Source organism: Streptomyces sp. NPDC101160, assembly GCF_044768205.1.
Classification (GTDB): Bacteria; Actinomycetota; Actinomycetes; order Streptomycetales; family Streptomycetaceae; genus Streptomyces.
Map to the genome: position 1 here is coordinate 404,465 of NZ_JBIWPJ010000006.1, position 11,964 is coordinate 416,428.

The 11,964-nt window shown below is 71.7% G+C and carries 13 protein-coding genes, 1 tRNA gene and 1 pseudogene; 6 read left to right on the plus strand and 9 right to left on the minus strand.

From position 1 onward, the window contains the following. Positions 1-8: 8 nt before the first annotated feature. Both ACIRSU_RS21255 and ACIRSU_RS21260 read right to left on the minus strand, forming a co-directional pair. The gene (locus ACIRSU_RS21255) at positions 9-707 is read right to left on the minus strand and encodes a class E sortase (RefSeq protein WP_403794281.1); all 699 of its coding nucleotides are present in this window, start codon (positions 705-707) and stop codon (positions 9-11) included. 30 nt (positions 708-737) lie between these two features. Next, positions 738-1,505, minus strand: coding sequence for a DUF881 domain-containing protein (locus ACIRSU_RS21260; protein WP_403794283.1), 768 nt, complete (start codon positions 1,503-1,505; stop codon positions 738-740). A 156-nt stretch (positions 1,506-1,661) separates the two neighbouring features. Here ACIRSU_RS21260 and crgA point away from each other — a divergent pair, with 156 nt between their 5' ends. Then, positions 1,662-1,919 carry a cell division protein CrgA gene (gene crgA / locus ACIRSU_RS21265; protein WP_403794285.1) on the plus strand — a complete coding sequence of 86 codons (258 nt, stop codon included), beginning with the start codon at positions 1,662-1,664 and terminating at the stop codon, positions 1,917-1,919. Between the two features lie 278 nt (positions 1,920-2,197). Here crgA and ACIRSU_RS21270 read toward each other — a convergent pair whose 3' ends face one another. Together ACIRSU_RS21270 and ACIRSU_RS21275 are read right to left on the minus strand one after the other, a co-directional pair. Beyond that, positions 2,198-3,043 carry a rhomboid family intramembrane serine protease gene (locus ACIRSU_RS21270; protein ID WP_403794931.1) on the minus strand — a complete coding sequence of 282 codons (846 nt, stop codon included), beginning with the start codon at positions 3,041-3,043 and terminating at the stop codon, positions 2,198-2,200. 143 nt (positions 3,044-3,186) lie between these two features. Continuing rightward, the gene (locus tag ACIRSU_RS21275) at positions 3,187-3,714 is read right to left on the minus strand and encodes a peptidylprolyl isomerase (RefSeq protein ID WP_403794288.1); all 528 of its coding nucleotides are present in this window, start codon (positions 3,712-3,714) and stop codon (positions 3,187-3,189) included. Positions 3,715-3,881: 167 nt separating this feature from the next. Here ACIRSU_RS21275 and ACIRSU_RS21280 point away from each other — a divergent pair, with 167 nt between their 5' ends. Continuing rightward, positions 3,882-4,598, plus strand: a complete 717-nt coding sequence (locus tag ACIRSU_RS21280) for a DUF5324 family protein (protein ID WP_403794290.1) — start codon at positions 3,882-3,884, stop codon at positions 4,596-4,598. Positions 4,599-4,721: 123 nt separating this feature from the next. Here the strand turns inward: ACIRSU_RS21280 and ACIRSU_RS21285 are convergent, their stop codons facing one another. The 4 genes from ACIRSU_RS21285 to htpX form a co-directional block, all read right to left on the minus strand. Then, a complete protein-coding gene (locus ACIRSU_RS21285; RefSeq protein WP_403794293.1) occupies positions 4,722-5,186 on the minus strand; it encodes a DUF6344 domain-containing protein in 465 nt (154 codons plus the stop codon). A gap of 6 nt (positions 5,187-5,192) precedes the next feature. Then, entirely contained in the window at positions 5,193-6,617 is a 1,425-nt protein-coding gene (locus ACIRSU_RS21290) for an MFS transporter (protein ID WP_403794296.1), read from the minus strand. 90 nt (positions 6,618-6,707) lie between these two features. Beyond that, positions 6,708-7,304 (minus strand): hypothetical protein, encoded by a 597-nt coding sequence (locus ACIRSU_RS21295; protein ID WP_403794298.1) that lies wholly within the window; start codon positions 7,302-7,304, stop codon positions 6,708-6,710. A 24-nt stretch (positions 7,305-7,328) separates the two neighbouring features. Beyond that, positions 7,329-8,240, minus strand: a complete 912-nt coding sequence (htpX, locus tag ACIRSU_RS21300) for a zinc metalloprotease HtpX (protein ID WP_403794301.1) — start codon at positions 8,238-8,240, stop codon at positions 7,329-7,331. 151 nt (positions 8,241-8,391) lie between these two features. On the opposite strand from htpX, the gene ACIRSU_RS21305 reads away from it, so the two are divergent. The 3 genes and pseudogenes from ACIRSU_RS21305 to ACIRSU_RS21315 all read left to right on the plus strand — a co-directional run. Beyond that, positions 8,392-9,600 carry an NAD(P)/FAD-dependent oxidoreductase gene (locus tag ACIRSU_RS21305; protein WP_403794304.1) on the plus strand — a complete coding sequence of 403 codons (1,209 nt, stop codon included), beginning with the start codon at positions 8,392-8,394 and terminating at the stop codon, positions 9,598-9,600. Between the two features lie 254 nt (positions 9,601-9,854). After that, on the plus strand, positions 9,855-10,697 hold the full coding sequence (locus ACIRSU_RS21310; RefSeq protein ID WP_403794934.1) for an RNA polymerase sigma-70 factor: 843 nt from the start codon (positions 9,855-9,857) through the stop codon (positions 10,695-10,697). Between the two features lie 75 nt (positions 10,698-10,772). Next, positions 10,773-11,114 (plus strand): annotated as a pseudogene (locus ACIRSU_RS21315) (hypothetical protein); the annotation flags it as partial. A gap of 64 nt (positions 11,115-11,178) precedes the next feature. On the opposite strand, the gene ACIRSU_RS21320 reads toward ACIRSU_RS21315, so the two are convergent. Beyond that, positions 11,179-11,251: transfer RNA gene (locus ACIRSU_RS21320), tRNA-Ala, on the minus strand. A 131-nt stretch (positions 11,252-11,382) separates the two neighbouring features. Here ACIRSU_RS21320 and ACIRSU_RS21325 point away from each other — a divergent pair. Further along, the gene (locus tag ACIRSU_RS21325) at positions 11,383-11,931 is read left to right on the plus strand and encodes a helix-turn-helix domain-containing protein (RefSeq protein WP_403794307.1); all 549 of its coding nucleotides are present in this window, start codon (positions 11,383-11,385) and stop codon (positions 11,929-11,931) included. The last annotated feature ends 33 nt before the right edge of the window (positions 11,932-11,964 follow it).

Consider the following 11,964-nt stretch of genomic DNA (forward strand, 5'->3'; position numbering starts at 1 on the left):
GTCAGGGGTCAGCTGTCCAAACCCTGTGGACGACCGGCCGTGACGGGCCGGGTGGCGTCCAGGTGGCCCCAGACGATCAGCCGGTGGCTACTGCCCCACTCCGGGTCGCAGGTGGTGAGGGTGAGATAGCGGCCCGGGCTCCGGAAGGGCGACTTGCGCGGTACGGGGTCGATGACGCCGGTGTCGGTGGGGACGGTCCGGTAGGGCGCGCGGTCGATGCGGTACGTGTACCAGGTCGTCCCGTCGTTGAGGACGACGGCGTCGCCGGGGCGCAGCCGGGGGAAGTCCTTGAAGGGGTCGCCGTAGGTGCGGCGGTGGCCGGCGACGGAGAAGTTTCCGGTGGCGCCGAGGCGGGCGGTGCCGGCGTAGTGGCCGAGGCCCTTCTTCAGGATGCCCGTTCCGGTGCCCTCCAGGACGGGCCACTCCCAGTCCGCGCCGAGCCGGGGCACGTACATGACGGCGATGCCCTTGCCGGCGGTGTACGGCTCGGGCGCGGCCTCCCGGGCCCGGCCCTCCTGGGGCGGGGCCGGCGCGGGGTCGACGGGGCGGGCCACCCATTCCTGCTGGAGGGTGTCGAGCTGTCCGGCGACGGCGGCGTCGGCCTGGACGCCGGTCCAGTACGTGACGTACGCGACGAAGAGGACGATCAGGGCTCCGGCGGTGATGCACAGCTCGCTGAGGGTCCGTACGACCAGTCGCACCGTCACCGGATCGGCTCCCCCCGGTCAGCCCACCGGTCAGCTCACCGGCTTCGCGTAGTGGAGGTCCACTGTGCCGGAGTAGCCGGGAAGAGTCACCGCCTTGTGCTCGTCGACTTTCCAGCCGAGCCCGTACGCCTTCACGTAGAGCCGGTAGTTCTGGATCGCGGGGGAGTCGGCGAGGGCCTTGTTCAGCTTGTCGCGGTCACCGACAGCGGTGATCTTGTAGGGCGGCGAGTAGACGCGGCCCTGGAGGATCAGGGTGTTGCCGACGCAGCGCACGGCGCTGGTGGAGATGAGCCGCTGGTCCATGACCTTGATGCCCTTGGCGCCGCCCAGCCACAGGGCGTTGACGACTGCCTGGAGGTCCTGCTGGTGGATGACCAGGTCGTTGGCCTGCGGCTCGGGGTAGCCCGGGGCGGCCTGGGCGTTCGGCGGGGCGTCGTTGAGGGTGACGCTGAGGCCGGGGCCGGAGGTCTCGGTGGTGCCGGCGGCGTTCTCCAGGGCGCGCAGGCGCGCGTCCTGGGCCTTGGTGGAGCCGTCGTCGCGGGCGGCGAGGGTGTCGACCTGGTGGCGCAGGCCGGCGGCGTTCTCGTCGAGCACGGCGTTCTTGTGGCTGCGCTCCTCGATCAGGTCGGAGAGCCGGAGCAGCGAGGCGTCGGTGCGGAGGTTGGTGCCCTTCGCGGCGAGGAAGCTGGTCACGAAGATCAGTCCGGCGAGGGCGAAGACGGCAGCGGTCAGCACCCGGACCGGGCGCCACCTGAGGCTTCGGCCCGGCCGTTCGGGAGAGTCGGCGGAATTGCTCAACGTACCCTGATCCCCTTCGGTGCCGCGGAACCACTACGCTAACGGACGCCCGGGGGGACTCGGCGGTCCGCTTCGTCACGTCCCGCCCCCGTCCCGTCCCGGCGCCAGCCACAGTTCCCTGCGCGGTCACGCAGCGCATCGACAGGAGAGTCCCTCGTGCCGAAGTCACGGATCCGCAAGAAGGCCGACTACACGCCGCCGCCCGCGACGAAGCAGGCCGCGTCCATCAAGCTGACGAACCGCAGCTGGGTGGCGCCGGTGATGCTGGCGATGTTCGCCATCGGGCTGGTGTGGATCGTGGTCTTCTACGTCACCGACGGCACTCTGCCGCTCAAGGCCATCAACAACTGGAACATCGTGGTGGGCTTCGGTTTCATCGCGGCCGGGTTCGGCGTCTCCACGCAGTGGAAGTGACGTTCAAAGCTCTGCCCTGAGTTATCCACAGCGTTGTGCACAGCACTGGATAACTTACGAAGATCTGTGGATAACTCGCACCAGGTTGACGCCGGTACGACCACGAGACCGCCGATCGAACGTGTTCGTACACACACTTCGCCCTCCGCTTCTGACCGATAATCCCTGGTCAGAGGCGGAGGGCTTGGTCATGTCCAGACCAGGGTGATCCCATCGGCACGCACTGTGGATAACTCTGGGGAAAGCTTTCCCGGAAGCTCGTCCACAACCCTCCCCGCTCAGGTGAGCGCGGCGGTCCGGCCGAGCACGATCCCCAGGTCGATCAGCAGCATCAGCGCGCAGACGCCGTACTGCACGAGGTCCCGCCTGGCCCGCGGCGCGTGCACCAGCCCGTACGTCACCAGCGCACCCGCCACCAGGCCGCCGATGTGCGCCTCCCAGGAGACCCCGGGCCGGGCGAAGGTGAAGACGAGCGAGATCGCCACGAAGAGGAAGACCGGCCGCATGTCGTAGCGCCGGCGCCGGGCGAGCACCACCCAGGAGCCGATCAGTCCGAAGACGATCCCGGAGGCGCCGAGCGACGCCTGGTTCGGGGCGTCGAGCAGATAGACCAGGGCGGAGCCGGAGAGCCCGGAGATCAGGCACACGGCGGCGTAGCGGATCCGGCCGAGCTCCGGCTCGACGATCCCGCCGATCACCCACAGACCCAGCATGTTGAAGACGAAGTGCGGGATCTCCTGGTGCAGGAAGGCCGAGGTGATCAGCCGGTACCACTCGCCGTCCGCGACGCCGACGACCTCGCCGAGCGCCGGGTTGTAGGCGTAGCCGATCATGACCAGCTCGTCCACGAAGCGGCTGCCGGCCACCTGCACCGCGATGAACAGCGCCAGGTTGACCGCGATGATGATCTTGGTGACGAGCCGCCTGTCCGTCGCCACCCGGCCGCCCGCGATGGTCCGCGGCTGGTTGGCGTGCGGCGCGTGGCCCGTACCGGAGCCGTTCCTGACGCACTCCGGGCACTGGAAGCCGACGGAGGCCGGAACCATGCACTCCGGGCAGATCGGCCTCTCGCAGCGGGTGCAGCGGATGCCGGTCTCGCGGTCCGGATGGTTGGAGCAGTGCATCGAGGTCCTCCGAGGACGGACGGGTCTGCGGGCGGCGGGCGCGGTCAGCACGTCGCCCCGCCCTCCTTACGGACGGGCGGGGCGCGAAGGTTCCCGGAAGGCACCCGGAAAGTGCCCGGAAGGCCGGAGAGGCGTGGGGGGCGTCAGCGGCTCTCGACGACGACGGTCTCGATGACGACGTCGTCCACCGGACGATCCGTCCGCGGGTTGGTCTCGGTCGCGGCGATGGCGTCCACGACCGCCTTGCTGTCCTTGCCGACGACCTCACCGAAGATCGTGTGCTTCCGGGTGAGCCAGTTCGTCGGGGCGACCGTGATGAAGAACTGCGAGCCGTTGGTGCCCGGGCCGGCGTTGGCCATCGCGAGCAGGTACGGCTTGTCGAAGAGGAGCTCGGGGTGGAACTCGTCGGCGAACTCGTAGCCCGGGCCGCCCGTGCCGTTCCCCAGCGGGTCGCCGCCCTGGATCATGAAGCCCTTGATCACCCGGTGGAAGACCGTGCCGTCGTAGAGCGGGGCCGTGGACTTCTCGCCGGTCGCCGGGTGGATCCACTCGCGCTCGCCGCGGGCGAGTTCGACGAAGTTCCGGACCGTCTTGGGAGCGTGGAACGGCAGCAGCCGAATCTCGATGTCCCCCTTGTTGGTCTTCAGGGTCGCGTACAGCTGCTCGGCCACGTTCTGCCTTCCTCCACCACTGCGGGCACTACACGTTCGTGCGCATCCTCGCATGGCCGCATGCCCCGGATGCCCGCCCCGCATGCCGGGGAACGGCCGGGCAGGCATGATTCCGAAAAGGATGGAAAGGTGAAAAACCGACATCGCCACCGAGGAGGAGGAATCCCGTGACCCGCATGGAGAGCGTGCGCGCCGCGACAGGTTCGGCGAAGGAGAGCGTCCTGCACGCCGCGGAAGTGGTGGCGCCGTACGCCGGCACGGCCAGGGACCAGGCCGTTCAGTACGCACACGAGGCGCGCTGCTACCTCGCGCCGAAGGTCTCGAAGGCCGCGTCGCAGGCCCGTAAGCAGGCACGACTGCAATACGGCGCGTATGTCGCGCCACACGTGCCGCCGCGGGTCGACGAAGCCGCGCAACGCGCCGCGGCCGTGACCCGCAAGGCCGCCCGTCAGGCGACCGACTACACCGTTCCGCGTGTCGAGCACGCGGTCGCCGCGACCGGTCCCGTCCTCGAGGAGCTCTACGAGGAGGCCGGGTCGCGTTCGGCCGCCGCCTGGGCCGCGCTGCGCGGTCAGGTGACACCGAAGGACGTTCAGAAGATCATCAGGAAGCATGAGCGCCGGGCGAGGGCCGGACGCGTCGCCAAGGGTCTGCTGATCCTCGGCGTGCTGGTCGGCGGCGCGTTCGCCGCCTGGAAGTGGTGGGACAAGCAGGCCAACCCCGACTGGCTGGTCGAGCCGCCCGCACCCACCGAGGTGGACGAGGAGAGTTCACCGTCGTCGGTCGACGACGACGCGTCCCTCGATCCCGAGGTGGAGGCCAAGGAGGCCGAGGCGAAAGCCGATACGGAAGGGGCCGGGGACCGCGACGAGGGCCGGCGCTGAGCCGACGTCACTGTCGCTGAACCGAAGGGCCGGAAGGCCGCGTGAGGCCGATGGGCCGCGTGAGGCCGGAAGGCCGCGTGAGGCCGATGGGCCGCAGGGCGTGGCGGAGGCTTCCGCCACGCCCTACGCGGCCGCGGAGCCGGCGGCCGACCGGGCGGTCGCGCCGGCCGAAGAACCAGCCGTCGAACCAGCCGTCGAACCAGCCGAAGAACCGGCCGAGGAGCCGGCTGTCGAACCGGCCGTGGCGGCCAGCGCCAGGCCGGTCAGGTCGACGCCTTCGGCCGCGGCGTCGGCGGGCAGGTGGCGGACGGCGGGAGAGGAACCGTGCGCCTCGGCGCGGATGCGCTGCTTCATCGTGGGCGGCAGGGCGCGGCCCTGGGCCTGGTGCCAGTCATGGGACCGCTGTGCGGGTACGGAGACGGCGGGGCGCGCGGCGGCGGTCGCGGCGGCACCGGCGAGCGCCGGCTCCTCGCCCTGGGCGAGCGCGGGCTGGGCAGCGGCGGTGGCGGGAGTGGCGAGGCCGAGGGAGGCGAGAAGGGCGAAGAGGACGGAGACGAGGGCGGTCCAGAACTGCTTGGCGGCGGCCATGACCCCTCACTTTCTTTCGGGTTCCGGTGTGGGCGTTCCGAGAGCCCCAGTAGTTCCGGGTGTTCCGGGCGTTCTCGGATGGTTCATTTCGGATTGCGCGCTTTTCGTACATTCCTCATGATGGGGAAGCGCGACCGGAATGCCCGGAGCGACGCCGTCGTCGTGCAGTTCTTCCGATGAACACCACTCGTCCGGCGCAGTACGGCTTGCGCTGCGCTCCGCCCACCGCACCGCGGGGCCCGTGGCGAGCGCCGCCACCAGGAAGATCCCGCCCAGGACCAGCCAGCCCGCCGCGCCCTGCCCGATGAGCAGCGTGGTGACGAGCAGCGGGCCCAGCGTCCTGGCGACCGGCACGCCCGTGCCGTAGAAGCCCTGGTACTGGCCCATCCGGTCGGCCGGTGCGAGTCCGAAGCCGATCTGCCACGAGCCCGCCGAGTGGCGCATCTCGGCGACGACCTGGAGGACCGCGCCCAGGACGAGCACCCCCACCACCGGCCAGGTGCCGAGGCCGGCGGCCGCCGTCACCGCGAACACCGCGCACGAGGCGAGCATCACGAACCCGGAGCTCCGCACCGCCCGTACGGCCTCCGGCAGCCCGGTCACCGAGCGGGCGGCGCGCACCTGAAAGAGCATCACGGCGCCCGTGTTGAGGACGAAGAGGGCCGAGACGGTCCAGCCGGGCGCCGCCGTGCGCTCCGCGATCCACAGCGGCAGGGCGAGGCTGAGCAGCGGCAGCCGGAGCAGCAGGGCCGCGTTGAGGAGGGTGAGCAGGGCGTACGGGCGGTCCCGCAGCACCACGAGCCGCGGCCCGTCACCCTGCCCGGTGGCCTCGGGGCTGCCCTGGAGCGGCGGCAGGCCGCGCAGCAGCACGGCGCAGAGCAGGAAGCCGAGCGCGTCGAGGGCGAAGACGGCGAGATAGGCGGAGCGGGTCCCGGCGCTCAGGGCGAAGCCGCCGAGGGCGGCGCCGACGGCGAGTCCGGCGTTGAGGGTGGCCTGGAGCCGGGCCAGCATCGCGACCCGGGCGCCGGGCTCGACCAGCCCGGCGAGCAGGGCCTGGCGGGCGGCGGCGAGGCCGCTCTGCGCGGTGGCGTAGGCGACGGCGGCGAGCAGGAAGGGCAGGAAGGAGCGGATGACGAGGAAGGAGGCGACGGCCGCCGAGGTCGCCAGGGCGAGCAGTACGGCGCTGCCGCGCGGTCCGCGCCGGTCGGCGAGGGCGCCGAGCGGCACCCCGGCGAGTGAGCCGACGCCCCAGGCGACGGCGAGGCCGGCGCCGATCTGCGGGGCGGAGAGGCCGATGATCTTGGAGAAGTAGAGCGCCGAGGTCGTGTAGAAGGCTCCGTCGCCGACGGAGTTGCTGAGCTGGGCCAGGAGCAGGACCCGGTGCGTGGCCCGGGGAGTCGCCCGCGGAGTCGCCTCTTGAGTTTTCGCCATGGACACGACTTTATGGGCCAGTGGCCCAGGAATTCTGGTCCATTCGACCCTTGATCCCATGGGCCACTTCGAGTGACCGCCGGACCGGCCCTAGGTCCCGCCGAGCCCTGGCGCGCCCCAGACCGGGAACCACCGCTCCAGCTCCGGCTCCATCGCCAGATCACCCGCGAGCAGCGCCCTGACCTGGAGTTCCAGGGTGTTGTCGCGGTTCTCGGAGCCGTCCGAGCGGGGTGCGAAGGGGTAGAAGGTGCCGCGCTTGTAGAGGTAGACGAGCGCCAGGTCGTGTGCGGCCCCCGTGTCGCGGAAGGCGGTCAGGGAGCACAGCAGGTGCGGGCCGAACCCGGCCTCCTCGAGCAGCGTGTTGACCGCGTGGAGGTCGTTGACCAGCGCCACGAGGTCGTCGGCCGGGCGGTGCGCGGCGAGCCAGGTGTAGCCGTACGCGTCCTGCGTGAACGCCACCCGGGAGCCCGCGTCCCTCTTGTCCACGTCGAGCAGCTCCCGTACCTCCTCCTTCAACTGTGTGAACGCGCCGCCCTCCACCCCCGCGAAGCAGACCGACCCGGCGCCCGTGGGCACGTAGCCGGTGCCGGCCTGGAGGGTGAGCGCGGCGGCCGGCAGCGCGAACAGCCGGTCGAGGTCGGGCCGTACCGGCTTGCTCCGTCCGAGGATGCTGTCGAGGAGTCCCATCGGCCTGGTCCCCGCCCTCAGCCCTCAGCCCTCGCCCAGCTGGGCCGAGATCCGGGCCAGCTGGTCGAGCCGCTGCTCCAGGGTGGGGTGGCTGGAGAGCAGCCGGCCCAGGCTCTCCTTCGAGGAGAAGGCGGGCGCGAACCAGAAGGCGTTGTACGGCTCCGCCTTGCGCAGGTCCTCGGTCGGGATCCGGGCCATCTGGCCGGTCACCTTGGTGAGCGCGGAGGCGAGTGCCGACGGGCGGCCGGTGAGCAGCGCGGCGGCCCGGTCGGCGGCGAGCTCGCGGTAGCGGGAGAGCACCCGGGTCAGCAGGAAGCTGATCACGTACACGAAGCCGCTGACGACCGGGATCAGGATCACCGCGACGGCCGTGTTGCTGTCCCGGCTGCGGCCGAGGCCGCTGTAGAGGGCGACGCGGGTCATCATCCCGGCGAGGACGCCGAGGAACGAGGCGACGGTCATCACCGCGACGTCGCGGTGCGCCACATGGGACATCTCATGGGCGAGGACGCCCTCCAGCTCCTCCGGCTCCAGGCGGCGCAGCAGCCCGGTCGTGACGCAGACCAGCGCCGTCTTCTCGCCGCGGCCGGTCGCGAAGGCGTTGGGCACGTCGCTGTCGGCGATCGCCACCTTGGGTTTCGGCATGTCGGCGAGGGCGCAGATGCGGTCCACGGTGCCGTGCAGCTCCGGGGCCTGTTCCCGGGTGACCTCGCGCGCGCCCATGCCCAGGGCGGCGATCTTGTCGCTGAACCAGAACTGCGCGACGAACAGGGCGCCCGCGAGCAGCAGGATGACGGGCCAGGATCCGCGCAGCAGCACCATCAGGACACCGACGAACACCACGTACAGCAGTCCGATCAGGAACATCGTCGTCGCCATGCGCGTGGCGAGCCCCCGGTCCGGGGCGTAGCGCGACCCTGATCGCGTTCTGGCCATCCGAGCACCCTCTTCCGAAGCTGCCCCCTCCTGCCAGTGTGCTCCCACCCCCGCAGAAGTGATCCGGGTCACAGCATGTCACGCCGGGAGGTCCCCCGGTGTCTTGAGGCCGACCCCCCGGAAACGGACCGGGAGACGGAGGAGAGAGACCATGAGCGACATCGAGCAGGGCACCACCGACGTGGTCGTGATCGGCGGCGGTTACGCGGGCGTCATGGCCGCCAACCGCCTCACCCAGCGGCCCGGCGTGCGCGTCACGCTGGTCAACCCGCGCGCGGTCTTCGTCCCGCGGCTCCGGCTGCACCAGCTGGTGGGCGGGACGCACGACGCGGTCGTCGCGTACGACGAGGTCCTCGCCGCCGGCGTACGGCTCGTCGTCGACGAGGTGACCCGGATCGACGCGGCCGCCCGCCGGGTGAACCTGTGGAGCGGCGGGACGCTCGGCTACGACTACCTGGTCTACGGGGTCGGCAGCCACGGCGCCGAGCCGCGCGTCCCCGGCGCCGCCGAGTTCGCCCACCAGCCGGTCACCCTGGAGACGGCCCGGGAGCTGCGCGCGGTCCTGGACGCCACGCCGGCCGAGGCCCCGGTGACCGTCGTCGGAGGCGGGCCGACCGGCATCGAGACGGCCGCCGAGCTCAGCGAGCAGGGCCGGCACGTCACCCTGGTGTGCGGCGGGGTGCTCGGCCCGTATCTGCACCCGAAGGCGCGGGCCTCGGCGGCGGGGCGGCTTGCCGCGCTCGGCACGACCGTGCTCGACGGCCCCGGCACCAGGGTGACCGCCGTGACCCGCGACGCCGTCACGCTCGCCGACGGGCGCGAGCTGCGCAGCGCGGTCACCGTCTGGACGACCGGCTTCGCCGTCCCCGACCTGGCGACGAACAGCGGCCTGCGCACCGACCGGGCCGGGCGGCTGCTCACCGACGAGACGCTGACCAGCGTCGACGACGAGCGGATCGTCGCCGCCGGCGACGCGGCGGCCCCCTCCGACCTGCCGTTCCGGATGAGCGCCTACGGGGCGGGCTGCCTCGGCGCGCACGCCGCCGACACCGTGCTGCACCGCATCGCGGGCGAGCGGCCGACGCCGGTCGACCTGTCGTACGCGGCCATGTGCATCAGCCTGGGGCGGCGGGCCGCGGTCTTCCAGCTCGCGAACAAGGACGACACCGCGAAGCGGCTCTACGTCGGCGGCCGCCCCGGTGCCAGACTCAAGGAGCTCGCCTGCGAGTTCAGCGTCAAGCACCTGGTGAACGAGGCCCGCAAGCCCGGCTCGCACCACTGGCCGAAGGGCCCGCACCGGCGCGAACTCCTGCGGGGCCGGGGCGAGATGGCGGAGCCTGCCGCCGAGCGGGCAGTCTGACCCGGTCAACCGCCCCTGACGGAAAGGACCTTGCCGTGGATCCCTCCGAGGCACCCCACGAGGCCGCTGGAGCCCCCGACCAGGCAGCCGAAGCCCCGGACCCGGCCGCTGAAGCCGCCGAAGCCGCCGAAACCGCCGACCAGACCGCCGCCGCCGAAGCCGCCGACCAGACCGCCGCCGCCGAAGCCGCCGACCAGACCGCCGCCGCCGAAGCCGCCGACCAGGCGACCGAGACCTTCGTCGCGCACCGGAATCTGCTCTTCACCGTCGCGTACGAGATGCTCGGCTCCGCCGCCGACGCCGAGGACGTGCTCCAGGAGACCTGGCTGCGCTGGGCCGGGGTCGACCTCGACCAGGTGCGCGACCCGCGCGCGTACCTGGTCCGGATCACCACCCGGCAGGCGCTCAACCGGCTGCGGGCGGTCAAGCGCCGCCGGGAGGCGTACGTCGGCCAGTGGCTGCCGGAGCCGCTGCTCACCGCGCCCGACGTGGCCGAGGACGTCGAGCTCGCCGAGAGCATGTCCATGGCGATGATGCTGGTCCTGGAGACGCTCACCCCGACCGAGCGGGCCGTCTTCGTGCTGCGCGAGGTCTTCGACGTCGGATACGAGGAGATCGCGGCCGCCGTCGGCAAGACGCCGGCGACCGTCCGGCAGATCGCCCACCGCGCCCGGCAGCACGTCGACGCCCGCCGCCCCCGCAAGACCGCCTCCGTGCGCGAGGCCCGGGCGGCCATGGAGTCCTTCCGCCGCGCGGTCGAGACCGGCGACCCGCAGGGCCTCCTCGACGTGCTCGCCCCCGACGTCGTCCTGCTCGCCGACGGCGGCGGGCTCAAGCGGGCCGCGCTGCGCCCGGTCGTCGGCGCGGAGAAGTTCGTCCGCTTCTACCTCGGCCGCTCGCGCAAGCTCGGCGGGACGTTCACCTGCGAGCCCACCTTCGTCAACGGCAGCCCCGCGCTCGCCGTCCACCTCGACGGCGAATTCGACGGCGTCATGGCGCTGCGCGTCGAGGACGGTCTCATCACCGGCATCTACTTCGTCCGCAACCCCGAGAAGCTCACCGCGGTCACCTCCGGGACCCCGCTGACCCTCCGCTGACCACAGAGCGGCCACCGAGCGGCCACCGGGCCGCCACCGGAGCCGATCCCGGACCCACCATCGAAAGGACGCCACATGACCGGAAAGACGGGGACCTTCCTCAAGGTCTCGATCGCCCTGCAGACCCTGACCCTCTTCCTCCAGGCCACCAGCGCCGGACTGCTGCTCTCCACCTCCTACGGGGAGACGGTGCACGGCGTCGGAGCCCGGGTGATGTACGGCGCGACCATGCTCTACGTCCTCGCCGCGGTCCTCGCCTGGCGCCCGGGCGGCGGCTCGCCCCGCCCGGTCCTCTACTCCACCGGCTTCCTGGTCCTCGCCTCCGCCCAGGTCGTCCTCGGCATCGCCCACAAGCCCGCGCTGCACGTCCCGCTGGGCGTCCTGATGTTCGGCCTCAGCGTCCTCGACCTCGGCCGGGTCCTGACCGCGAAAAACGCCCCCTCCGACCGCGTTTCCGCAGGTCAGAGAGGGCGTCTCGGAGTGGAGCCTAGGGGAGTCGAACCCCTGACATCTGCCATGCAAAGACAGCGCTCTACCAACTGAGCTAAGGCCCCGGAACGAGACCAGAGTACCGGGTCACCCCCCGTATCCCGCAAAAGGATTGGGACTCCCCCGAGAAGACCACGCTCCGTAAGATGCTGACCGGGGTTCGCAGTGGCGAACCCAGGGATGGGGAGAAGTGGTAATGGATACAGCGCAGCAGGAAGCCACGGCCAGAGCCCGGGAGCTTCAGCGCAGTTGGTACGGGGAGCCGTTGGGGGCGCTCTTCCGCCGGCTGATCGACGATCTCGGGCTGAACCAGGCCAGGCTGGCGGCCGTGCTCGGGCTCTCGGCGCCCATGCTCTCCCAGCTGATGAGCGGCCAGCGGGCCAAGATCGGCAACCCCGCCGTCGTACAGCGGGTGCAGGCCCTGCAGGAGCTGGCCGGCCAGGTCGCCGACGGCAGCGTCAGTGCCGCCGAGGCCACCGACCGGATGGACGAGATCAAGAAGTCCCAGGGAGGCTCGGTGCTCACCGCCAACAGCACGACCACCGGCTCCAGCGGCGCGCCCACCGTGCGCCGCGTGGTCCGGGAGATCCAGTCCCTGCTGCGCTCCGTGGCCGCCGCCGGCGACATCCTCGAAGCGGCCGACTCCCTCGCGCCCGCCCACCCCGAACTGGCAGAGTTCCTCCGGGTGTACGGCGCCGGGCGCACGGCGGACGCGGTCGCCCACTACGAGTCGCACCAGAACTGACACCGGAACTGACGCCGTAGTACGGGGGCGGGG

Coding starts and splice junctions, on each gene's coding strand:
- ACIRSU_RS21270 (WP_403794931.1), bottom strand. CDS start 3,043: ATGCACTGCTCCAACCATCCGGACCGCGAGACCGGCATCCGCTGCACC.
- ACIRSU_RS21285 (WP_403794293.1), bottom strand. CDS start 5,186: ATGGCCGCCGCCAAGCAGTTCTGGACCGCCCTCGTCTCCGTCCTCTTC.
- ACIRSU_RS21290 (WP_403794296.1), bottom strand. CDS start 6,617: ATGGCGAAAACTCAAGAGGCGACTCCGCGGGCGACTCCCCGGGCCACG.
- ACIRSU_RS21295 (WP_403794298.1), bottom strand. CDS start 7,304: ATGGGACTCCTCGACAGCATCCTCGGACGGAGCAAGCCGGTACGGCCC.
- htpX (WP_403794301.1), bottom strand. CDS start 8,240: ATGGCCAGAACGCGATCAGGGTCGCGCTACGCCCCGGACCGGGGGCTC.
- ACIRSU_RS21305 (WP_403794304.1), top strand. CDS start 8,392: ATGAGCGACATCGAGCAGGGCACCACCGACGTGGTCGTGATCGGCGGC.
- ACIRSU_RS21325 (WP_403794307.1), top strand. CDS start 11,383: ATGGATACAGCGCAGCAGGAAGCCACGGCCAGAGCCCGGGAGCTTCAG.